Genomic DNA, 24,208 nt, shown 5'->3' with positions numbered 1-24,208 from the left:
AATGCAAAAGAGGAATATAAAAGTGATGGCTCAGCAACCCACTCCTTCTATATTCCTCCTTTTGAGCAGCTAACCTATAAATAACTTTACTTCAACAGCCGAATATCCGTTGTCAGCGCATTGGTCAGGCTTTCTTCAGAACTGAGCTGGCGGACAAACTGGACGTCGGCGGCATCGGAGGGCGACAGATTGACGATTTCTTTCAACTGGCCGGTGTGCAGATCGAACACCCAGCCGTGGAGCCAGACATCCTGTTTCCGGTTCCAGGCATCCTGAATGATCGCCGTGTGCGCCAGATTATAAATCTGCTCCTGCGTACTCAATTCGACCAGCCGGTTAAACCGGGCGTTCTCATCCGTAATGCCGTTCAGCTCAGCGAAATATTTTTCTTTGACGAGCTGAATATTCTGCAACCAGTTGTCAATCAGACCGTACCTTTTGCTTAGCAGGGCGGCTTTAACCCCTCCGCATTCATAATGTCCGCACACAATGACATGCCGGACTTTCAATACTTCAACGGCGTATTGCAGAACGCTGAGCAGGTTCAAATCCGACGAAATGACCTGATTGGCAATGTTCCGGTGAACAAACATTTCGCCGGGCAGCGTCCCCGTAATTTCCTCGGCCGAAACCCGACTGTCGGAGCAGCCAATCCACAAAAACTGCGGTTTTTGGTCAGCAGCCAGGTTTTCAAAGTAGAACTCATCGAGTTCCAGTTTGTCCAAAGCCCACGCCTTATTCGCTAATAGTAACTTCTCGTGTGCGTGCATGTGTCCGTAAACTGCGTTTGTTGGAGGAAATATTTTTCAATTCGTATTTAATATTCTGGGTTTTGGCCGTTTCTTCAAAATCCCGCAGAATATTGAAAATATCGTGGTCGATGAAACCCGCATGCGTCCCGTCCACCAGCACCTGATCGCCCGGTTGCAATTCGCGCAGGGTTTGTTTCAACTGCGGTTTAATCAGGAAATAAAGGTCTTTCTGCAATTTGATCAGGACTTTATTGCCGTCCCGAACCACCCGAAACGTTGACTGAAAATTCGTGTAGAGCACAAACAGAATACCCACCACCAAACCAATGCCGATGCCGATCAGCAAATCCGTGAAGACAATTCCGATGACAGTGACAATGAACGGAATAAACTGATTGAAGCCTTCCCGATAGGTTTTTTTGAACGTTTGCGGATTAGCCAGTTTGTAGCCGACAGTAATCAGCAGTGCGGCCAGACAAGCCAGCGGAATGAGGTTAAGCAATGGCGCGCCCAGAAAAACCGCTATCGTCAAAAACAAGCCGTGAACGATGCTCGAAACCCGGGTTTTGCTGCCGCCGTACACATTCGCCGAGGTGCGGACAATAACGGACGTGAGGGGCAATCCGCCGATCATGCCCGAAATCAGGTTGCCAATACCCTGCGCGACCAGTTCCTGATCCGGCGATGAAACCCGTTTTTGCGGGTCCAGTTTGTCGGCGGCTTCCAGATTCAGAAGGGTTTCCAGACTCGCGACAACCGCAATCGTAAATGCCGTGATGTAGACTTTGGGATTGGACAGGGCCGTAAAATCCGGAAAATAGAAAATCGAAAAGATACTTTTTCCGGCCTCTATTTTGGGAATTTGCACCATGTGCTGGTGCGCCGACGTACCCATATACCACTCAGGCATGGAATTTTTAAAAAGCTCGTTCAAACCAATACCTAAAATCACCACCGCCAGCGCGCCGGGAAAGTTTTTGAAAAAACCGACGCCTTTTTTGGCCGCTTTATCCCAGAAATACAGCAATAGGAACGAAGCAATACTGATGATAACGGCCCCGGTGCTGGCGGTCACAATGGCGCGATAAATTTCAGAAATAGTATTTTCGCCGTCTGCCAACTGGCTAAATTCAAATTCGCCTTCGTAATCATTATCCCGGCCCAGCGCGTGGGGAATCTGTTTCAGAATAATCACCAGACCAATGGCGACCAGCAGCCCGCGAATGACGCTGTCCGGAAAATAACCGCTGAATTTCCCGGCTTTCAGAAAACCCAGACCCAGTTGAATAATCCCGGCAATGACTACGGCGGTCAGGAAAACATTAAATTCACCCAGATTGGAGATGCTGTCGGCCACGATAACCGCCAGGCCCGCTGCGGGGCCACTGACGCTGACGTCAGAACCAGACAACAATCCAATGATCAGACCGCCGATCATGCCAGCCACCAAACCCGAAAACAAGGGAGCCCCCGACGCCAGCGCAATGCCCAGACACAAAGGTAAGGCGACCAGAAAAACCGACAATCCCGCCGGTAAGTCGGATCGAAAGGTCGAAGACGAATAATTCGATAAGGTCTTTAGGGGGCTAAAGATTTTCATGACTATTTTCAATTATAATGAAAGGTTACGTGTCGGTTTTGTGTTCAAAAGTCAATACAAACTGTTTGATAACTACAAAATTGATAAAAAATTTTAATCGCTTTTTAATCATTCTTTAATCGTTCTTTAATCTTTCCAAAAATACAATCTTTTCTCGTTTTAATGACATTTTTAAGCAAAATTGAACAAGATTTTATTCAGAATCACCTGAACGATGATCCACATACGCTATTATTACGCCAATCGGAGCTCGATAACCTGCGGTTGAAAGTTGTAGCTGCTCAACTGGTGGCGCGTCAGAAGGCCCGAACGAAACTTCCCGACTGGTACGCGAACCCGGAGCTGGTGTTTCCACCCGCCCTTTCGGTCGAGCAGGCGTCTTCGGAGCGAACAGCCGCTTACAAGGCATCCCTGATTGCTCAAAACCGGGATGCGGTTTCGTTACTGATCGATCTGACCGGTGGAATGGGAGTCGATTCGCTGGCGTTTTCGAAACAGGCGAAACGGGTGATCTATGTTGAACAGCAAACCGAACTGGCCGAACTGACGGCTTATAATCTGCCCAAACTGGGCGGAACAAACATTGATTTTTATCCGTCCACCGATGCACGGCAGTTTCTGAGCGGTTTTTCGGAGAAAGCCGACTGGATTTACCTCGATCCGGCCCGACGCGATCAGCGGGGCGGCAAGGTGGTCCGGCTGGAAGATTGCGAACCCAATATTCTGGATTGGTACAAGCCGGGCAATTCGACCGGTTTTCGGAACAAAGCGGTTTCGGTGCTGGTCAAGACGTCCCCCATGATCGACGTTGAAACGGTGATGCAGCAGGTGCCGGACGTGGCCGCCATTCACGTGGTGTCGGTCGATAATGAATGCAAGGAAGTTCTGTTTGTTCTGTGGGCGCAGCGCGAGCCGTTGATTGAAGTAACCGCCGTCAACCTTCGCTCCACCGGACCGGACGAAACGTTTAATTTCCGCCGAAACGAAGAAAAAACCGCTCATGTCCAATTCAGCAATCCGATGCGTTACTTATACGAACCCAACGCGTCTATATTGAAAGCAGGTGCCTTTCGGAGTGTGGCCGAGCGGTTTGGTTTACACAAAATAGCGCCCAACAGCCATTTGTACACCAGCGAAGAATGGTTGCCGGATTTTCCGGGAAGATCGTTCGAAATGCTGGAAGATTGCAAACCGGACCGAAAAGAAGTTCATATTTTTTGTCCGGAAAAGAAAGCGAACCTGAGCGTCCGGAATTTTCCGGAAACCGCTGACACTCTGCGGAAAAAGCTTAGTTTAGCCGCCGGTGGCGACTTGTATCTGTTTGCAACCACTCTCGTTGATGGCAAGAAACGAATATTAATTACACGAAAACCAATTCATCCATCGTTACTACAATGAAAACACAGTTGTTTAAATCGTTCTTACACGTATTGTTTTGCTCGGCGCTGCTGGGCATCCCGTTCGCTACCCAGCCCGTTCTGGCGCAAACCGTCAGCTCGGCAACTGAAAAAGTGGATCAGATTTCGCTGATGGGACTTTCCCTCAATCTACCGATTGACGGGAAGTTTGTCGAAAAAGAATGGGAAATGCAGATGAAGTCGTACGGCAAGGTAACCACAGGCCGCAACGGAGTTTATAAGGTTCCGGCTGCCAACATTCCCGCGCTTTCGAACGAACCGCTGAATGTGGCCAGCAAGGTTAGCACGGACAAAAGCAAAGCAACCATTTTTGTTGCCGTTGACAAGGGAAACGCTGATTACGCCAAACCCGGCGACGCGATGTATTCCCAGGTTGAAACGTTGCTGAAGGATTTTGCGGAACGCACCCGACTCAATTACGACATCAAACTGGCGGATGATACCTTCAACGAAGCACAGAAAAAGCAGGATAAGCTAACAAAACAGAGCGAAAAGCTGGTCCGCGATCTCGAGCGGAATAAAAAGGAGAAAGACAATCTGGTCAAAAAAATGGACGAAAATAGCCGGGAACTGGAGCAGTTGACCCGCGACACGGAAACCAATAAGAATGACCTGGCCAGTTCGGCAAAAGAGTTAGAAACGAAAAAACAGGCCCTGGAAGCTGCCAGAGCCAAGTTACCGAAATAGTTTTTAGAGAGAAAAGAAGCTAGACAAGAGAGTAAAGACAATCAATAACGGTTTTTATGTTAGTCTCTATTCTCTTGTCTCACTTCCCTAATCTAAAAGAAAAGTTGTCAAGCCATCGTTAGTTTGCCAACTGTAAAGAACCCTGTGAGAGCGGTTTGTGGGGACAGATGAGGCCCGTCAGTCGGATTCCGGCTGGCGGGCTTTTTTATTTATTCCCGGTAAAAAACCCGCTTTACCCGCTCGCTGACGCCCGTCAGAATTTCGTACGGAATGGTGCCAATCCGGTCGGCCAGATCGGTCAGCGAAACGGGCTGACCGAACAGGATTGCTTCATCGCCTTCCTCAGCCTGCGCGTTCGTGATGTCGATCATGGTCATGTCCATGCAGATGCTGCCCACGGTGGGGCATAAAACACCGTTAACCCAAACCTGCCCGACGCCATTCCCCAACCGGCGGTCGTACCCGTCGGCGTAACCGATGGCCAGGGTCGCGATGCGCGCGTCCTGGGTCAGCACTCCCCGGCGGCTGTAGCCGACGGTTTCGCCCGCTTTGAGTGCCTTAATCTGACTAATTACGGTTTTTAAGGTTCCAACAGTCTGCACCTGTTGCGGTTCCAGCCGACTGACCTCCACGCCGTACAGGCCGATTCCGAGCCGAACCATATCCAGTTTAAATTCGGGCAACCGAACGATACCGGCCGAATTCAGCAGATGCCGCAGCGGGGCGTAGCCCAGAGTTGCTTCCAGTTGGGCGGCACCGTCGACAAATTGGCGGTATTGCTCGTGCGAGAAAGGCGTGTGTTCTGCTTCGTCGGAACCAGCCAGATGGCTGAAAACCGTCGCGACCCGCAGATTCGGATTTGATGTCAGCAATTCGCCCAGCCGGGTAATTTCGTCGGGCAAAAAACCCAGGCGATGCATGCCGGTGTCGAGTTTGATGTGAATGGGCGGTATGGAAAAAACCGCTTCACGGTTCGCGTTCTGATCTGGCTCCGTTTTCAGAAACCGCATCCATTCATCCAGAATCCCGAAACTGTAGATTTCCGGTTCGAGCTGGTAGTCAATCAATTGCCGGAACGATTGAAGTGCCGGATTCATGACCATGATGGGCAGTTTGATTCCGTTCTGGCGCAAGGCCACGCCCTCGTCGGCATAGGCCACGGCCAGGTAATCGACCCGGTGGAATTGCAATAAACTGGCCACTTCCGCGCTGCCGCTGCCGTACGCAAACGCCTTCACCATCACCATAATTCTGGTTTTGGGGCCGATCTTATTCCGGTAAAAATTCAGGTTGTGAGTCAGCGCATCGAGGTTGATTTCCAGAACCGTCCGGTTTGATTTCTGAACAAACCGGTTCACCACCGTTTCGAACGAAAACCGCCGGGCGCCTTTCACCAGAATTACTGAATCGCTCAGGTCGTTCAGGTACCCCGACTGCAACAGCTCTTCCGTGGCCGAATAAAATCGGGTGGGAACCGTAAAAACCGCCTGATACTGACTGATTTCCGGGCCAACGCCCACCAGTTGACCGACTTCTTTCTCCGCCAGCATGCTCGCAATCGCCGGATAAAGCTCAGCCGGCTTCATCCCGGTTTCCAGCAAATCCGACAAAACCAGTACTTTCTGCCGTCTTGAATCCTGCTGATTCAGGAAATTCAACGCAATCGACAGGCCCGCGAGGTCATTGTTGTACGTATCGTCGATGAGCAGGTTGCGATGAATGCCCTCTTTCAGTTCCAGCCGCATCGAAACGGGCCGCAAACGCGCAAACCGCTCCTGCAAAACCGCCGGACGCGTGACGCCCAACACCAGCGAAGCCAGCAACACATGCGTGGCATTTTCGAGCGACGCCGGATCGGAAAACGGCACCCAAACCGAATAGGCACTTCCCTCCCACCGCAAGCTGATTTTTGTGCCGCTGGTTTGATTCGTGAATAAAATCGGCATCTCCGCCGTCGGCTCAGTCGACCAGCCAATCAGGCGAATCGTCGGATTGACAGCTTTCAGCAACAGGTAAATTTCCTCGTCAATTTCCGCGTAGGATTTCCGGTAAATCAGCGTGTCAGACTTTCGGAACAACCGGAGCTTCTCGGCCACTTTCTGTTTGCAGCTCCGAAACCCTTCGTCGTGCGCCGAACCAATATTGGTAAAAATGCCGATCGTCGGTTGAATGATCGACTGTAGCGCCTGCATTTCATCCGGTTTTGAAATTCCGGCTTCAAAAATTCCAAGCGTGTGTTCTTCGTTGAGCGGCCAGACCGACAGCGGAACGCCCAGTTGGGAATTGTAACTTTTCGGACTTTTTTGAATCAGAAAGTCGGGCGAAAGCACCTGCGCCAGCCATTCTTTTACGATGGTTTTACCGTTGCTGCCAGTAATTCCCACCACCGGAATGTCGAACTGGCCGCGGTGCCGGGCGGCTAATTCCTGCAAGGTTTTCAAACTGCTGCCCACCTCCCAGATGTGCGCATCGGTCAATTGAGCCAGTTCATGCCGCAAGTCGGGCGTCAGCGCTGCAGTTTCGACCACAAACTGACGAACGTTTTTGGCGTATAATTCCGAAATAAACCGGTGACCATCGTGGTGTTCCCCCTGAATGGCAAAAAAAACCGCATCTGCCGCCCCATTCCGGGTCGGTGACAGAATCTGACGGCTATCGGTTACCGGATAAACGTCAGACGTATTGATATCAAATTCCTGGATTGTCATAAACCGTAAACGGACTTAAAACCACCGTCTTCGGCGGAAGTAAAGGATCATTAAAACCGTCGAAACCGCCATAATGCCCCAAACAACGTAATAACCGTTATGGGTGTGCAGCTCCGGCATGTTGTCAAAATTCATTCCGTAGACGCCCACGATGAACGTTAACGGCATAAAAATAGCGGAAAAAATTGTCAGTGTTTTCATCACCGAGTTCATGCGGTTGCTGAGCGTCGACAGGTACACGTCAAGCAAACTGGTGGCCAGTTCCCGGTACGAATCGATGCTGTCCAGCACCTGAACCACGTGATCGTAGAGGTCACGGAGGAATGGCATGGTGGTCGGCTTAATTAAATCACTCTCTTCCAGCACCATGCGATTGATCATTTCACGAACCGGCCAGACCAGCTTCCGCATCAGGGTCAACTCCCTTTTCAGCGTATACATCCGGGTGAGCGTTTGCTGACCGGCCACCTGCTCGATGATACTATTCTCCAGAATTTCGAGCTTCTCGCCGATGTTGTCCAGCACGACAAAATAATGGTCGACAACCAGGTCCATCAGGGCATAAAGCAGGTAATCGGAACCGTTGCGACGCGTTTTACCGGCCGACGCCTGAATGCGGTCGAGTACCGGCTGGAAAATATCCGATTTGCGTTCTTCCTGAAATGAAACCAGGTAATTTTTCCCCATCACAAAACTCAGGTGCTCACTTTCCAATTCCTGCGTTTTCACGTTGAAATGCAGCATTTTCATCGTAGCGAATAAATACGCACCGTCGTATTCTTCCACTTTCGGTTTTTGCTGGGAATTCATGACGTCTTCGAGCAGCAGCGGATGGAGGTGGAACTGCTGCCCGATGCGTTCGACAACGGAGGGCTCGTGAATGCCATCGACATCCAGCCACGAAACCGTCGGTGCGGTTTCGGGCGGTTTGGCGCAGGTTGCCAGCCGTTTTACAGTTTCCACGGTATAACTGGCTTCGCTGTATTCAATCCGGCGGATATTGGTTTTGTGGTCAATCTCCTGCCCAACGTAAATCAGGGTGCCCGGTGAAGCGCCTACCTTTTTTTCAGAATGTTTATACCGACGTCTGCCCATCAACGTAGCTGCGAGTCCGTCAGTAATTCTCTTCGGCGTGATACACCAAAACCGGCACGTCCGAATTCAAGACCATGCGTTTGGTAAGGCTGGGATTGAGTAGTCGGCTCAGGAAGTCGCGCTTCCGGGTCGCCATCACCAGCAAGTCGACTTGATGAGCGGCAATGTATTTCGAGAGTCCTTCCGTTACGTTATCGGCGTTGACGGTATCCTCCACAAACCGGTCGCGACCAAATTCCGTTTCGATCTGATCGAGATACTGGCGATCGTCGTACACATTCGGCTGATTTACTGCCTTGATTTTAACCAGCCGCAGCGTCGACTGAAACGCCCGGGCCAGTTGTATAACCGGTCGCAGAATGTGGTTTTCGTCAAATTCCAGTTGAGTGGCATAAGCGACTGTCGCGAGCCGAACCGGGTGGCTTCTCCCGTGATCGAGCGTCGGAACCACCAAAACCGGGCAGTGGGCGGTCATCGCCACATCGGCGGCCGAGCTTCCTGCCAGCCAATCAAAAAACGTGTCAACGTGGCTGCGTCCCATTACAATTAGATCCGGTTTTACCTCGTCAGCCACTTCCACAATTTCATCGTCGATGGCGCCGAAACGGGTTTCAATCCGGGTCTGAAATCCCTCTTTCTGAAGCTGTTCGGCCAGTTCCTGCAAATTCAGATCGCCGACATCTTCCAGTTCCTGAGCCGCCATGATGCCTGCGCCTACCTCGCCCGTTGGCAGGGTCGTGTCGGGGATAAACGGTTGGGTAACGTGGGTCAGCACCAGCGTCGTTTCCAATCCGTCCTGGATATATTGTTTGGCCAGAAATTTCGCCCAGGCAAGCGCCAGGTCGGATGTGCCGGTAAAATCAGTGGGGACAAGGATATTTTTCATCGTTTGAGGGATTAGTGATTCTATACTAACAAAAAAACAAGGTCACGTTCACAGAAACCTTGTTTTTTCTTCATCAATTACTCTTCTGGAGTTATTCGGTATTAATGCGCCACCAGCCAGTTTTCGCCGATCCCGATACCGGTTTCCATTTTCACCGGCAGCGGGATGGCGTTGCGCATCAATTCGGCAACGTTTTCCTTCAACAGATCCAGCTCATCCTTGTGCGCATCGAACACCAATTCGTCATGAACCGTCAGGATCATTCGCGATTTCAGGCGGTTTTTCCGGATGAATTCGTCGATGTTGATCATGGCAATTTTGATCATATCGGCCGCCGAACCCTGAATCGGCGCGTTGATGGCGTTGCGCTCGGCAAAACTGCGGTCGGTCATGTTCCGGGAGTTAATGTCGCGCAAATACCGGCGTCGGCCCAGAATGGTTTCGGCGTATTCACATTCGCGGGCCTTGTTGATGGCGCCGTCCATGTACTCCTTGATGGCCGGAAATCCCGCGAAATATTCCTGAATGATTTCGGCCGCTTCCCGGCGCGGAATCCGCAGCCGGCGCGACAATCCGAAGGCCGAAATACCGTAAATGATCCCGAAATTGACCATTTTTGCTTTCCGGCGCATATCCGAATCGACCTCGGTTAACGGCACTTTAAAGACCTTGCTGGCCGTTTGGGTATGAATATCGATGCCGTTGTTGAACGCATCCAGCATCGTCTGATCCCCGCTGAAAGCCGCCATGATCCGCAGTTCGATCTGCGAATAATCCGCCGACATGATCAGAAAATCGTCGCTGTGCGGCACAAACGCCTTGCGAATTTCGCGACCGCGCGGGGTCCGGATCGGAATGTTTTGCAGGTTCGGATTCGTCGAACTCAGTCGCCCGGTAGCTGCCACCGCCTGATTGAACGAAGTGTGAATCCGCCCGTCCTGCTTGCTCATCATGAGCGGAAGCGCATCGACGTATGTATTTTTCAGTTTGACCAGTTCGCGGTAATCCAGAATTTTCCGGGCAATTTCGTGATCCGCTTCCAGATCGGTCAGAATCTCCTCACCCGTTGCGTACTGACCGGTTTTGGTCTTTTTGGCTTTGCTGTCGAGTTTCAGTTTTTCAAACAGAACTTCCCCCAACTGCTTCGGCGAACCCACGTTAAAAGGGCCACCCGCCAGTTCGTAAATTTCGCTCTGCACCTGCCGAATGTCGGTTTCCAGCGTCGCCGAAAGTTCCGCCAGGGCATTCATATCCACTTTAACACCGCCCAGTTCCATGTCGCCCAGCACCCGCACCAGCGGCATTTCGACTTCGTAGAACAGCTTGGTCAACTGGTTTTTCTCCAGCAACGGCAAAAACGTATCTTTCAATTGCAGGGTAATGTCGGCATCTTCACCCGCGTATTCGACCACTTTCTGAATCTCGACATCGCGCATCGTCAACTGTTTCGGGCCTTTTTTTCCGATTAGCGTTTCGATGGAAACCGGTTCGTAATTCAGGTGTGTCATCGCCATGATGTCCATGTTGTGGCGCTGTTCGGGTTCGATGAGGTAATGCGCCACCATCGTGTCGAACAGTTTACCCTGCACTTCAATGCCGTATTTTTTCAGCATCAGCATGTCGTATTTCAGATTCTGGCCGATTTTGGTAATTTCCGGATTCTCAAAGACAGACCGAAATTCCTCCACAATCGCCTGAGCGCCTTCCCGATCGGGCGGCACCGGAACGTAGAACGCTTCGCCTTTGCGGTACGCGAACGACAACCCCACCAGATCAGCCTCCACCGGATCGGTCGAAGTCGTTTCCGAATCGAAACAGAGCGTTTGCTGCTGGCTGAGGTAATGGACCAGACTCTTTCGCAGCGCGGGCGTGTCGACCAGCCGATAATCGTGAACCACCGAGTAAATCGTGCGTCGCGGTTCCAGCTCTTTTTCAACGGTTTCGGTTTCCGTCCAGTCGGACTGCATATCGTCCGTATTCGGTAAAACCGCCGGTCTGGCCCCTTTTTCAAAAGCCGTCACCATGTCGCTGACACCCGGTTTTTTGGTCGAAGGCGGGGCGGCCGGTGCCAGCACGGTTTCGTCAAACAAGCCCATCTGCCCTTTCGCAGCCGGTTTGGCGGCCGGGAACGGATTCGTTTCCGCATCGTCTTCACCCAGGAGCCGTTTCCGTAACTGGCGGAATTCCAGCTCGTCCAGCAAGGCCGACAAGCGGGGTTTATCCGGTTCGGAATGGATCAGGGCCTCTTCGTCGAAATCAAGCGGTACGTCGAGGTGAATCGTGGCCAGTTGTTTCGATAACATGCCCTGCTGGGCAAACTGCACGACGTTTTCCTTGAGCTTGCCTTTCAACTTATCGGCGCTCGCAATCAGGTTTTCGACGGTTCCAAATTCGGCAATCAGTTTCTGAGCGGTTTTTTCGCCCACGCCCGGAATTCCCGGAATGTTATCGACCGAATCGCCCATCAGCCCCAGCATATCAGTCACCTGACTAATGTCCTGAATCTGCCAGCGGTCCAGCACTTCCTTCACGCCCAGTTTCTCGGCCGGTTTTCCCATGAAGGCAGGCCGGTAAACATAAATATGTTCTTCCACGAGCTGACCGTAATCCTTGTCCGGCGTCATCATAAAGACTTCAAAACCAGCTTTGGCCGCCCGTTTGGCCATCGTTCCGATAATGTCGTCGGCTTCGTAGCCGTCCAGAATCAGGATGGGAATATTCATGGCTTCCACCAGCTTTTTCACGTACGGAATCGCGATGGCAATGTCCTCGGGCATCGCCTGGCGATTGGCTTTGTATTCCACAAAAGTCTCGTGCCGGAACGTCTTCTTGCTGCTATCGAACGCAACGCCAATGTGGGTCGGTTTTTCTTTCTGGAGGATTTCCAGCAGCGCGTTCGTAAATCCGAAGACACAACTGGTATTCAGGCCGCGCGAGGTGATGCGGGGCGCTTTGCTGAAGGCGAAATGGGCGCGGTAGATCAACGCCAGCGCATCCAGCAAAAACAGTTTCTTTTCTGGTTTAATCATTGGAAAGTTGCCGGAAAACGGTCTGCGCAACAGGCAGGAAACGGCCTGTGCAAATAACGAAATATCGTCTCCGTATCAAAATAATAACGTTCGTAAAGGGGTATTGATTCCGGATCGATCAGGCTAAAAAACCGGTCGACTCCGGAGCACGGTTCCCGTTTTAGCCGTATTTCAATTTCAAAAACCGCTGTCCACGACTGGACAGCAGTTCGTCCGTTTCTGGACAGCGGTTTTCCAGATTATAGGCTCTATTTCCAGCAAAGGCACTTTTTCAAGTCTGGCACCAGATTTGATTTAAAATATTGTATCTAATCAGGTAAATCGAAATCTTCATGAAAAAGACTATTCTGGGCGAATTGGAAGAACTGGTGTTGCTGGTAGTGGCCGCAAGCTCCGAAGATGTCTACGGCGTGCCGGTAATGGAACAGCTTCAGGTTCTGACCGGTCGGAGTTTCACCGTCAGCGCGGTTCACACAACGTTGTATCGACTCGAGGAGAAAGGGTTTCTGTCTTCCTCGGTGGGTGGCGCAACGGCCGAGCGGGGCGGACGGCGCAAGCGGCTGTTTGCGTTAACGGCCGCCGGTGGGCGGGTCTTGCTCGACATTCAGCAAATGCGCCAACAACTCTGGCAGTCGATTCCCATTGGAAAACTCGAACTTCTGGGATTATGAGGAAGCAACCCAAACCGGACAACTTTTCCGGCGCTCACCCCCCGCGCTGGGCCGACCGTCTGCTGGAATGGTTCGTGGCTCCGCACCTGCTGGAGTACGTGCAGGGCGATTTGCAGGAATTGTTCTACAAGCGGGTTGAGCAAGTCGGCCCGGCCCGTGCCCGTCGCGAATACGTCTGGGGGGTGATTCATTGCCTGACGCCCTTTTTTCAAAAACCGCTCCGGCGCGAAATCGCCCAACCCTTTTCTGACTACCCTCAACCCGCTCAAACGGTAATGCTACGCAACTATCTCAAAATCGCCTTTCGCAATCTGGCCAAAAACAAGGGCTACTCGTTTATCAATATTTCGGGCCTCGCGATGGGTATGGCCGTAACGATGCTGATTGGCCTCTGGATATACGATGAAATTTCGTTCAACCAGTACCATAAAAATTACAAAGACATTGCCCAAGTGCGAAGGGTGTATACGGACCCCAATATCCAGAAAACATTTGGCACGGAGGCCATGCAGTTTCCCATGCGGGCTGCGCTGAAAAGTCAATACCACCACTATTTCAAGCACATCCTGATGGCCTGGTGGGTGAGCGATTATACGGTTTCGATGGCGGATAAAAAAATACAAAAACGGGGAGAATTCATTGATCCGGGCGTTCTGGACATGCTTTCGCTGAAAATGCTCAAGGGAAATTATGCCTCACTGGATCAACTACACTCGATTGTGCTGTCAAAATCCGCAGCGCAAGCCATTTTTGGCGAAGAAGACCCGATCAATAAAAATCTGAAAATTGACAACCGGATCGACGTGGTCGTAACGGGTGTATACGAAGACATTCCCCGAAATAACCGGTTTGGCGACGTAGAGTTTTTCTCGCCCTGGGATTTGTGGGTTGCCTCCAATGGCTGGATTAAGGAGGTTGAAAACGAGTGGGGCAATAGTTCGTTCGGTATATATGTGCAGTTACTGCCCCATGTTTCGATCGAAACCGCCAACGCCGGTATCAAGGATTTTTATCTGAAAAGCACACCAAAAGAAACTGCCGAGCAATCGGCAAAATACAAGTTCGGGGTCTTTTTATATCCGATGAAAGACTGGCATTTGTATTCGGAACTGAAGGATGGCCGGCCATCCGGCGGGCGGATCACGTTTGTCTGGATTTTTGGTCTCGTCGGCTTTTTTGTGCTGGTTCTGGCGTGCATTAATTTCATGAATCTGAGTACGGCCCGAAGTGAAAAACGAGCCAAGGAAATCGGGATTCGGAAAGCGATTGGCTCGCTAAAAAATCAGTTGGTTCAGCAGTTTTTGAGCGAATCGTTTCTGGTGGTGATCCTGTCATTTGCGTTGTCACTGCTACTGATTTCTATTGCTCTTCCCTGGTTTAATCAGGTGGCCGACAAAGCGTTATCGTTACCCGTTGAAAGTTTGCTTTTCTGGGCAATCAGTCTGGCGTTTATTGCCATCACGACCTTTTTGGCGGGCGCTTACCCGGCCTTTTACCTGTCGGCTTTTCAGCCGGTGAAAGTGCTGAAAGGTACGATCCGGTTGGGGCGGTTTGCGGCTTTGCCGCGAAAAATTCTGGTGGTTGTCCAGTTTACCGTTTCAATTATTTTAATCGTCGGCACCATCGTCGTGTATAAACAAATTAAATATGCACAGGATCGGCCCGTGGGTTACAATCGGGAAGGATTGATTTCGGTTCCGAAAAATGATCCCAATTACGTCGGCAAACTGGATGTGCTGCGCAGCGAGTTGCTAAATACCGGCGTGGTGGCGGGTGTGGAGCTGTCGTCGAGTCCGCTGACGGCCGTTTGGAACAATGTGGGCGGTTTTAAGTGGAAAGGCAAAAATCCCGAACTCGCCAGCGATTTTTCCATTACCGAAGTTTCCTACGGATTCGGTCAACTGGTGAATTGGCAGTTGATTGCAGGTCGGGATTTTTCCAGAGCTTTTGCCACGGACAGCACAAAAATGATTATCAATGAAACGGCCGCCAAATACCTTGGGTTAAAGAATCCCGTCGGAGAGTTTGTCACCTTTTACGACGGGAAACAAACCCGGCAGATTATTGGCGTGGTCAAGGATCTGGTCATGACCTCGCCCTATGAGCCCGAAAAACGCGCCTTTTTCTTTCTGGATGCAAATTATAAGTCCGCCAGCCAAATCGATATAAAAATCAAACCAACCGTCAGCGCGAACGCAGCCCTGCCGGAAATTGAAGCGGTTTTCAAGAAAATTGTCCCGTCGGCAGCCTTCAATTACAAATTTGTGGATGAAGAATACGCCAAAAAATTCAGTGACGAAGACCGGATCAGCAAGTTGGCCTCCTTTTTTGCCACACTGGCCATTTTCATCAGTTGTCTGGGCCTGTTCGGGTTGGCTTCGTTCGTTGCCGAGCAACGGACCAAAGAGATTGGTGTTCGCAAAGTGCTGGGCGCTTCCGTCCTGAATCTCTGGGGCTTACTCTCGAAAGATTTCGTGCTGCTGGTTATTATTGCGCTGGGGATTGCGATCCCGACATCCCGATACTTCCTAACGGGATGGCTGGAAAAGTATACGTACCGCACCGAAATCTCGTGGTGGATCTTTGCCGCGTCGGGCGCGGGAGCGTTATTGATTACCTTGCTCACGGTTAGTTTTCAAAGTATCAAAGCGGCTTTGATCAATCCGGTTAAAAGTTTGCGTTCCGAATAAACTGACGGTAAACCGGATATTCCAGAAATCAAAAAGGGCAGCCGTTGGCTGCCCTTTTTGATTTCAATTCGATACCCTTTACAATTCCCGAACCCAGATGTTGCGGAAACTGATCGGTTCGCTTTTGTCGCCGTGAGCCTGCAACTTGATCGGTGCCGACTCGTATTTCTTGTATTTCGGCTGGCCGATGTAAACCGTTTCGCCTTTCAGTTCGTAGTTGTTTTGAACCACCGCGCCATTGTGAATGACCGTCACGTGCGCGGGAGTCTGCACCGCGCCGTCCGCCGTGAAGGTTGGGGCCGTCCAGATCACGTCATACACCTGCCACTCACCCGGTTTTTTGCTGGCATTGGCCAACGGAATCGCTTGCTTGTAAATGCTTCCTGCCTGACCGTTCGAGTAGGTTTTATTCTCGTAGGAATCCAGCACCTGCAGCTCATACCCGGCATCGCCCGGGCCGGTTGAGGCCAGGAAAATGCCGCTATTGCCCCGGCTTTGGCCCGTCAGCGAGATTTTTTCCGGGATTTTCCACTCGATGTGCAGCTGGTAATTCTTGAAAGACTGCTTGGTTTCAATGTTACCGGCGGCTTTGTTAACCGTCAGAACACCCTTTTCAACCGTCCAGTTGGCCGGTGATTTGTCTTTCACAGAAACCCACTGATCCAGATTCTTGCCGTCGAATAGCACAATGGCGTCGGAGGGTGCGTCGAGCGGGGTTTTTCCGGGCGTAATCACCTTCGGAACCGGGTTCCAGACTTCCGTTTCTTCGGGTTTCATCCGGGGCGCGCTGGCCGTTGCCGTGCTGGCCGAACCGCCCTGACGAGTCAGCGTTCCGGGAATTTCGTTGCCGTTGTAATTCACGGAAATGATCATTTTATCGCCCTCAACGGTTCCTTTGATCGGAATAACTGTTCCCTGGCGTTCCGTTTTAAATGAAAAATTGTTTCCCGAAACCTGTCCATCCGTAATGGGCAGGGAGCCTTCCGTGTTTCCGATGGTACCGGTCAGCTTGTCGCCGTCTGTTTTCAATTCCAGAGTGAGCGCGTAGTCATCGCCAATTTTTCCGACCCACTTTCCGTCAATCGGACCAGCAGCCAGGGCCGTGGCAAGGCCCAAAAAGGCAAAAATAACCGTACTTAAGAGGTATTTCTTCATAGGGGTTTTGTTGGGGTTGTTTCGAGGTAAGCGGTTTTAAAAATCTTTAAACTGTTCGTACATCTCCTTCAGTTTCGGGTCGCGTTCGCTTAACCGGATGTCTTTTCGCATGGATTTAACGCCTTCAATATCCTGTAGCAAACCGAGCACCTGATAGGCTCCAAACCGCACAAAATACGCCGGACTCGTTCGCGCCATTACTTCCAGCATCGGAATGGCCTGCCGCTGGGTGTCCGAACCGGACCGGATCAGGTATTTTCCGAAGACCTGCAAAAAGTTGTATAAATCCTGAGATTTCATGGTGTTCATCTTGTTGATGAACCAGGTGTAGCGGCTGGTATCGGTCGAATTGGCGTAGAAATTGGCCACCGCCGTCACGATATCGCCGTTGGGCACGTTCTCAAACCGCGCGGCCACTTCGGAAGCATCCCCCGGTTTTGACAGCAGGTACGAATCCAGCGCCGACGACACTACCGCGTACGACGTATCGTTCAGCGCTTCCCGAAACAGCGGATCGTTGACGTTATCGCCGTACGAAGCCAGCGTGTTGATGCCTTCCTGACGAACTAGCGACTTTTCATCGTTGCGCGCCTTGCTCTGCACAATCCGTTCGACCTCGGCAAATTCCTGCCCGTCGTATTCGGCAAAATTCCCCACGGCTACCTGACGGATTTTCCAGAATTTATCCTTCATGGCGTCCATCATCATGTGCCGCACCGTCGAATCGATCAGGTTGCTTTTGTCTTCCAGCCGGGTAATTGATTCGTATTTGTCCTGGTAGTTATCCGCGTGGTAGAACTGAAAAACAAGTTCCGGTTTGTTTTTTTCCTGCTCAACGGTTCCCACAATCCGATGGTCGGAGTCAAATACAATCAGTTCCGGGCGTTGTTCGATCGGAAAGCTCAGCGTCTGTTTGGCCTTGTCAACCACCACATCGTAGGTCTTTTTCTGTCCTTTCACCCAGATATCGACTTTTACCGGTAGCCGATAAATCGGCGCGTGAGTGGAATCCTGCTGCTGAATAACCGTCAGTTGAACCGTCCCCGGTTTGAATTCTTTCTCAATCTTGATCACGGCATGACCCGGTTTCAGAAACCACTGATTGAAAAACCAGTTCAGGTCCTCGCCCGTTACCTCCTCGAAGGCTTCGCGCAAATCACTCAGCTCGGCGGTTTTGAAGCGGTGGCGTTTCAGGTACAGCGTCAGTGATTCGAAGAAGGCTTCGTCACCCACCGTCCGGCGGAGCAGGTGCAACACGCGCCCCCCTTTAGCGTACGAATGGCTGTCGAACATCTGCTCGCGGTCGGTATACCGGTACCGGATCAGCGGTTCCTGCTTCGTTTCCGATTCGGCGATGTACTGGTTCAAGTCGTCCAAACCGTGCATGTCGGCGGAGTAAACGCCCTCGCGGTGTTCCCGCCAGAGGTATTCGGCGTAAGTAGCAAAGGCTTCGTTGAGGGGCAAATTAGCCCAGGATTCGGCGGTGGTCAGATTACCGAACCAATGGTGCGACAGTTCGTGCGAAATCACATCGTCGGAGTTGCCATCGACCAGTTGCCGCTCGTCCATCTGCACGGTTTCGCCGTGAACGGTTGCCGTGGTGTTTTCCATCGCCCCAGTCACGAAATCGCGCACGGCAATCTGGCTGTACTTGTCCCAGACGTACGGCACACCGAATTTCTTTTCGAAAAATTCCACCATTGCGGGCGTCCGACCAAAGATCGCGCGCGCTGATTTTTCGTAGGCCGGTTCCACGAAATAACTGATTTCCAGGGGACCACGCTCGGGCGTAGCGGCCAGCGAATCCTTCACATACGCAAATTCGCCCACGGCAATCATCGCCAGGTAAGGCGCGTGAGGCTGCGTCTGCCGCCAGTAATCCGTACGGGTTCCTTCCTGATTTACAGTGGATGAAATCAGTTTTCCATTGGAAAGCGTCCGGTATTTGTTATCGACAGTCAGGTAGATTTCCTGCGTCATTTTCTGGTTCGGTGCGTCGATGGTCGGAAACCAGCACGAATTGGCTTCGGTTTCGCCCTGCGTCCAGATCTGACGCGGTTTATTGGGTTCGGCGCCGTCGTGGTTGATGAAGTACAGCCCTTTGTCCTGCGTAATGGCCGCACTTCCGCCCATCGGCCGTTCGTTCGGCTTGGCCGTGTAAACCACCTGAATATCAAAGGTATCAGCGCGGGTATACGTCCGGGGCAGCAGAATGTGAATTTTCTGCCGGTCGTTGTAGGTGTAATTCAGCGTGTCGAAAACCGACTCTCCGGTTTTCAGGGTATCGAGCAGAAACACGCCTTTGATTTCAAACCCTTTGGCGTCGACATCCAGCGTATTCTGCGGGTAAAAATGCGGTTTAAACCGCAACCGGGCCATGCCGTGTACCCACTGCCGCACCCAGTCGAAACTCAGGTCAAGCCGGGTGTGAAGGAGATCGTGTTGAAGCGTCCGGGATGGATTATAAGGTCCGTTGGCGGACACCGGAACAGAAGTTGATTTTTTATCGGTATCCGCAGCACGGGAGCCCTGTCCCAGCACCCAGTGGCTACTGACAACTAACAGCAGGAGTATACCGAAATTTCGGAAAATCTTACACATATGGCGTGTTTCACTTAGCCTTCTTCAAAACGCAAAAAAACGTTTTTTAGTAAGTTATTTCAATTCGTCTACTGCACACTATCCACGGCTTTGGACACAGCAGCTGCTTTTTTAGCCGGAAACCAGGATACCACAGAGGTCACAATAATGACAATCAGCGTGGTGATAATCAGGTCTCTGGCCTGTAATTTCACCGGATAGGCGTCAATTAGGGAGCTTTCAATTCCCATTGACACGAATCCGAATCGCTGCTGCAACAAACACAGAACAATCCCCAGCACCAGTCCGACAATTCCGCCGATAAAAGCGACGATACTGCCTTCAAACAGAAAAATCCGCCGAACGAGCGACGGCGACGCACCCATCGCGTACAGGATCGCTACATCATCTTTCTTTTCGATGGCCAGCATCGAAAGCGAGAAAAAAATGTTGATCGACGCAATCAACACCAGAAAGGCCAGGGTTACGGTCACGAACAGTTTTTCAATTCGGATGGCCCGAAACAGATCCGGATTCAGATCATCGCGGTCTTTGATCACCACTTTGCCACCCAATTGCTGCTGCAGGGATTTCTTCAGTTTCGCGATATTGACTTCCGGTTTCACCTGCAATTCCAACGAAGATAACTGATTTTGTTGATAGCCAACCAACTCGCGTACAACACTCAGCGGAGCCAACACGAAATCGTTGAAATTATCTTCAATAAAAAAAACGCCCGAAACCAAAAAATTAGCCTGATTAAAGGCGTCGGCCGACAAAACGGTGTAGGTCTTGCGGTTTTGCGGGTACCAGAGTTCCAGGGGCGTCAGCATGTCTTCCGGCGAAATCAGCAGTGAATTCCGGACGCCTTCGGCCACCAGCGCGTAGTTTACACCATCTTCCTGCAACCGCAGCCTGCCTTCCACCAGAGCTGTGTCCAGTTGTCGGCGTTGCAGGTACGAATTGTCGATCCCTTTCAGTTTGACCACCGTCTGCCCATCGCGGTATCGGGCCAGCGCATTGTCTTCAATCACCTGCGTAATCAGGCTCACCTCACCGGTTTTCCGAATCGTTTGCAGCAAACCCGGCGAAACCGTCAGGCGTTTGCCCTGGGCTGGCGCCACGGTGAGGTCGGCTTCGAATGTCTTGAAAATCATCCGGTTCAGTTCCTCCATGCCGTTAAAAACCGACAGGACAACCACCAGCGCCATCGTTCCGACACCCACGCCCAGCATCGACACCAGCGAGATCAGATTGATGAAACTTCGTTTGCGTTTCGAGAAAAAATACCGTCGGGCGATCCAAAGGGGCAGGTTCATAGTTTATTCCTCATCGTCTTCGTCCGGCGCGGGGGGAATATCGAGATTAGCGAATATGGCGTCCATTTTGGCGGCATATTCGGCCGTATCGTCCAGGTAAAAATGCAGTTCCGGCATGATCCGGAGCTGGTGACGCACGCGTTCGGCGAGTTGCTGCCGAATGGCTTTGCCTTTCTCCTTGATCGATTCCAGCAGCAATTCCTTATTCGGAGTTACCAGAAAGCTCAGATAGACCCGCGCAATGCTCAGATCGGGCGACACCCGCACGTTCGTAACGGTGATAAAGGCACCATTGAACAGGTGTCGGCTGTCGCGTTGAAAGATTTCACTCAAATCTTTCTGCAACAACCGCGATACTTTCTGTTGTCGTTTCGATTCCATTTTATTCTAAAAATTAACAATGAATAATGAACAATGAACATAAAATAGATGGTAAACCTCAGGCAGAAATTCATTATTCATTGTTAATTGTTCATTTAAACGCGTGCAAATATCCGGCTTTTATTCGACTTCTTTCACCTTAAAGCTGTAATTTCGTCGTTCCATTCAATGGAATATACGGTAAACCAACCAATCCCTTGTTAAGTTTTTTTCGGGTAAATGCCACTCTGCAGATTGTCGGTCTGATGCTTTTGTTGCTCCTGATCCGACTGCCGTTTCTGCTGTCCCCCCCCCCTCTCCTCGTTCCGGAACTGAACTGGATGCTGGTCGGTGAACAGATGAACAACGGAAATCTGCTGTACCGCGACATCTGGGACAGCATCAGCCCGCTGTCGGCGCTGGTCTACTGGCTACTCGACATTACATTCGGACGATCGCATCTGGCCTATCACGTAGCCGGCACTGCCGTTGCGGCTTTTCAGGTGCTGTATTTCAACTGGGTGATGAACGTTCGGGATATTTACCCCGACCGCAACTGGATTCCCGGCCTGATCTACGCGCTGTTTCTGAATATGTCGTTCGATTGCAGCACGTTGTCGCCGGTTTTGCTGTCGACCACTTTCCTGCTGCTGGCGTTTGGTACGCTGGTCAAGCAAATGGATCGGCGCGGAGCCACCGACGAGGTTTTTGAAGTCGGTTTTTATATCAGTCTGGCGGCCCTGTTTTATTTACCGTCGGCGCTGTTCATTCTCTGGGCGCTGATGGCGTTGTTGTTGTTTACCGGCGCGAGTTTCCGGCAACATTCCCTCCTGATCTTCGGTTTTGCGTTTCCGATCGTTTTAACGCTCCTGTACTACTACCTGGCCGACAGTCTGGCTGACTTAAACCGCAATTTGCTGTCGTCGGTTTTTCGGGTTCGGCAATACGACCTGACCGATTTTCAAACCCTGCTTGCTTCGATGTTCCTGCCTTTTGCGATGGGGACGCTCGGTTTGCTGAGTCTTTTCCGGCAGACAACCCGGTACGTCAACTTTCAGCAACGCTGCCAGCAAATCATGATGATCTGGGCGCTGACGGCGGTCATTTCGGTAGCGCTGATGCCGTTCCTGGCCCCGATGCTGTTCATCAGCTTTGTTCCGGCTCTGGCTTTCTTTGCGTCCTATTACTTTCAGGGCATTCGGCGGGAATGGGTGGCTGAACTGATTTTTCTGGGCGTATTTGGCTTTACGTTACTCATTCTGTACCAAGGCGCGCTGGCGCTGGTGCCGAATTGGGAACTCGGGCGGCTCAGTGTTTTGCAGGTCAAAAAATCTCCGATCAACAATTACATCCAACAGCAGCGAATTCTGGTGATCGGCGAGGATCTCAGTGCCTACCAGAATAACCAGTCGGCCACTCCGTACCTGAACTGGGACTTAGCCAAATACGACCTTCGAAATCTGGACAATTACGAAAGTGTCATCAGCGTTTACGACCATTTCCGGAAAGACCCCCCCAGCTACATCATTGACAAAGAGAGCGTTGTCAAAAAACTCTTTCAGCGCGCGCCTTCTTTGGCCGACCTCTACGAAAAAACCGAACTGGAAGGAGTGTATCGCCGAAAACCGGAAACCGCTAACAACTGATCTTGCCGACGCGCGTCTGATGGCGGCCACCCTCAAACTCTGTTGCCAGAAACACCTTTACGCATTCCAGGGCGTCTTCGGCCGAAATATACCGTTCCGGCAAACAGAGAATATTGGCGTTGTTGTGCTGGCGGGCCAGCGCAGCCAGCTCCGGAAGCCAGCACAAGGCCGCCCGAATGCCCTGGTGTTTATTGGCTGTAATGGCGACGCCATTGCCGCTGCCGCAAACCAGGATTCCCCAGTCAAACTGGCTGGCTTCGACGGCAGACGCCACAGGGTGCGCAAAATCCGGGTAATCGGCGGAGGCTTCTGTGTACGTTCCAAAGTCTTTGGTCGGATAGCCTTCCTTTTCCAGCCAGGCTACAATTTCCTGCTTATACGCAAAACCGGCATGATCGGCACCAACGGCAATTGAGGGTTTCATGGGATTTTAATTAACTATTGAAACTAAAACTTCGATATTACGTTATTATGTTCCGGTTCTGCCCTGAGTAGTAGCCGGACTGACAAAATGAGCAGCATTTTTACCGCTGCCTGTCCATATTTTTCACAAAGTAAGCGATCAAATAAGCATCATCAACACAATTCATATCGGAAACTTTACAGACACGGCCGAAAACCGCCCCGGTTTTGCCGAACCGTTATCTGAAAAGATACCCACCAACCGCGAGTCAGAAAGTGAATATCCTTTGGGGTTAAACCGTCTAATCACGAACGCCCGAATTCTCCACCCTTCCGGCTCCTAACTCCTAGAAATGCAGATGGAATCAGAAAAAACAGTACATCGGTCTGAAACTCAGAACGTTTCCCAGATCAAAAAAGACCTTCCCAAACGCGACGAATTACTGCTCACCCCTGATGAGCAACGCATCAAAGAGGCTTTTCAGGACCGAAATTGGAGTGAAATAAAAATTGCCGACTCCTGGGTTATTTTCAAAGTAATGGCCGAATTCGTCGAAGGATTCGACAAGCTCGCCAAAATTGGACCCTGCGTGTCGATCTTTGGTTCGGCCCGCACCAAACCGGACAATCCCTACTACCAGATGGCCGAAGAAATTGCGGCCAAGCTCGTCAAACACGGCTACGGCGTTATTACCGGCGGTGGACCCGGTATCATGGAAGCCGGTAACAAAGGCGCTTTTGAACAGGGCGGAAAATCGGTTGGGTTGAATATTGAACTCCCGTTTGAGCAGGAAAGCAACATTTATATCGACCCCGACAAGAACATTAATTTTGATTTCTTCTTCGTTCGGAAAGTGATGTTCGTCAAATATGCTCAGGGCTTCATTGCGTTGCCGGGCGGTTTTGGTACGCTGGACGAATTATTCGAATCGTTGACGCTAATTCAGACAAAGAAAATTGCGCGCTTCCCGATTGTTCTGGTCGGCAAGGTTTTCTGGCAGGGTCTGGTCGACTGGATTGAGCAGACCATGCTGGGGAAAGAAAATAACATCAATCCCGGCGATATGAAGCTGATTTCGCTGGTGGATACGCCGGACGAAGCCGTCAAAGCCATCGATGATTTCTATAGCAAATATTTGTTGAAACCGAATTTTTAGGAGGTAAATCAACGGTTAAAACATTTTTCCGCTAGACCTGTCAGGTTTTGAAA

17 protein-coding genes are annotated in these 24,208 nt (G+C 51.2%); 6 read left to right on the top strand and 11 right to left on the bottom strand.

Annotation, left to right across the window (positions count from 1 at the left end):
* Positions 1-86: 86 nt before the first annotated feature.
* Positions 87-770, bottom strand: coding sequence for a carbonic anhydrase (locus GJJ30_RS27515; RefSeq protein WP_154178358.1), 684 nt, complete (start codon positions 768-770; stop codon positions 87-89).
* A complete protein-coding gene (locus GJJ30_RS27510) occupies positions 736-2,352 on the bottom strand; it encodes a SulP family inorganic anion transporter (RefSeq protein ID WP_154178357.1) in 1,617 nt (538 codons plus the stop codon). The genes GJJ30_RS27515 and GJJ30_RS27510 overlap by 35 nt, the downstream gene beginning before the upstream one ends.
* Before the next feature lie 162 nt (positions 2,353-2,514).
* Here GJJ30_RS27510 and GJJ30_RS27505 point away from each other — a divergent pair, with 162 nt between their 5' ends.
* A complete protein-coding gene (locus GJJ30_RS27505; protein ID WP_154178356.1) occupies positions 2,515-3,750 on the top strand; it encodes a THUMP-like domain-containing protein in 1,236 nt (411 codons plus the stop codon).
* Complete coding sequence (locus GJJ30_RS27500; protein WP_154178355.1) at positions 3,747-4,457, top strand: hypothetical protein; 711 nt, start codon at positions 3,747-3,749, stop codon at positions 4,455-4,457. Before GJJ30_RS27505 ends, GJJ30_RS27500 begins: the two co-directional genes overlap by 4 nt.
* Positions 4,458-4,666: 209 nt before the next feature.
* Here the strand turns inward: GJJ30_RS27500 and GJJ30_RS27495 are convergent, their stop codons facing one another.
* From GJJ30_RS27495 to polA, 4 genes are all read right to left on the bottom strand, one after another.
* Positions 4,667-7,165, bottom strand: a complete 2,499-nt coding sequence (locus GJJ30_RS27495; RefSeq protein WP_154178354.1) for a bifunctional UDP-N-acetylmuramoyl-tripeptide:D-alanyl-D-alanine ligase/alanine racemase — start codon at positions 7,163-7,165, stop codon at positions 4,667-4,669.
* Between the two features lie 15 nt (positions 7,166-7,180).
* Positions 7,181-8,260, bottom strand: coding sequence for a magnesium/cobalt transporter CorA (gene corA / locus GJJ30_RS27490; RefSeq protein ID WP_205880623.1), 1,080 nt, complete (start codon positions 8,258-8,260; stop codon positions 7,181-7,183).
* A gap of 19 nt (positions 8,261-8,279) precedes the next feature.
* Positions 8,280-9,146 carry a universal stress protein gene (locus tag GJJ30_RS27485; RefSeq protein ID WP_154178352.1) on the bottom strand — a complete coding sequence of 289 codons (867 nt, stop codon included), beginning with the start codon at positions 9,144-9,146 and terminating at the stop codon, positions 8,280-8,282.
* Between the two features lie 101 nt (positions 9,147-9,247).
* A complete protein-coding gene (gene polA, locus GJJ30_RS27480) occupies positions 9,248-12,175 on the bottom strand; it encodes a DNA polymerase I (protein ID WP_154178351.1) in 2,928 nt (975 codons plus the stop codon).
* 332 nt (positions 12,176-12,507) lie between these two features.
* Here polA and GJJ30_RS27475 point away from each other — a divergent pair, with 332 nt between their 5' ends.
* Positions 12,508-12,846, top strand: coding sequence for a PadR family transcriptional regulator (locus tag GJJ30_RS27475; RefSeq protein ID WP_154178350.1), 339 nt, complete (start codon positions 12,508-12,510; stop codon positions 12,844-12,846).
* Positions 12,843-15,536: an ABC transporter permease gene (locus tag GJJ30_RS27470; RefSeq protein ID WP_154178349.1), complete on the top strand. Its 2,694-nt coding sequence runs from the start codon at positions 12,843-12,845 to the stop codon at positions 15,534-15,536. Before GJJ30_RS27475 ends, GJJ30_RS27470 begins: the two co-directional genes overlap by 4 nt.
* Positions 15,537-15,614: 78 nt before the next feature.
* Here GJJ30_RS27470 and GJJ30_RS32465 read toward each other — a convergent pair whose 3' ends face one another.
* From GJJ30_RS32465 to rbfA, 4 genes are all read right to left on the bottom strand, one after another.
* Positions 15,615-16,691 (bottom strand): 3-keto-disaccharide hydrolase, encoded by a 1,077-nt coding sequence (locus tag GJJ30_RS32465; protein WP_229313455.1) that lies wholly within the window; start codon positions 16,689-16,691, stop codon positions 15,615-15,617.
* A gap of 36 nt (positions 16,692-16,727) precedes the next feature.
* The gene (locus GJJ30_RS27460; RefSeq protein ID WP_154178348.1) at positions 16,728-19,292 is read right to left on the bottom strand and encodes a M1 family metallopeptidase; all 2,565 of its coding nucleotides are present in this window, start codon (positions 19,290-19,292) and stop codon (positions 16,728-16,730) included.
* A gap of 68 nt (positions 19,293-19,360) precedes the next feature.
* On the bottom strand, positions 19,361-20,590 hold the full coding sequence (locus GJJ30_RS27455) for an ABC transporter permease (protein WP_154178347.1): 1,230 nt from the start codon (positions 20,588-20,590) through the stop codon (positions 19,361-19,363).
* A gap of 3 nt (positions 20,591-20,593) precedes the next feature.
* Complete coding sequence (gene rbfA / locus GJJ30_RS27450; RefSeq protein WP_154178346.1) at positions 20,594-20,971, bottom strand: 30S ribosome-binding factor RbfA; 378 nt, start codon at positions 20,969-20,971, stop codon at positions 20,594-20,596.
* A gap of 197 nt (positions 20,972-21,168) precedes the next feature.
* Between rbfA and GJJ30_RS27445 the strand changes: the two genes are divergently transcribed.
* A complete protein-coding gene (locus GJJ30_RS27445) occupies positions 21,169-22,596 on the top strand; it encodes a hypothetical protein (protein WP_229313453.1) in 1,428 nt (475 codons plus the stop codon).
* Here GJJ30_RS27445 and rpiB read toward each other — a convergent pair.
* Positions 22,586-23,020, bottom strand: a complete 435-nt coding sequence (rpiB, locus tag GJJ30_RS27440; protein ID WP_154178345.1) for a ribose 5-phosphate isomerase B — start codon at positions 23,018-23,020, stop codon at positions 22,586-22,588. The genes GJJ30_RS27445 and rpiB overlap by 11 nt on opposite strands.
* 337 nt (positions 23,021-23,357) lie before the next feature.
* Here rpiB and GJJ30_RS27435 point away from each other — a divergent pair, with 337 nt between their 5' ends.
* On the top strand, positions 23,358-24,155 hold the full coding sequence (locus GJJ30_RS27435; protein WP_438821609.1) for an LOG family protein: 798 nt from the start codon (positions 23,358-23,360) through the stop codon (positions 24,153-24,155).
* Positions 24,156-24,208: the final 53 nt, after the last annotated feature.

Origin of the sequence: Larkinella terrae, from assembly GCF_009668025.1 — a bacterium.
Classification (GTDB): domain Bacteria; phylum Bacteroidota; class Bacteroidia; order Cytophagales; family Spirosomataceae; genus Larkinella; species Larkinella terrae.
This window is presented reverse-complemented; position numbering and strand designations above follow the sequence as displayed.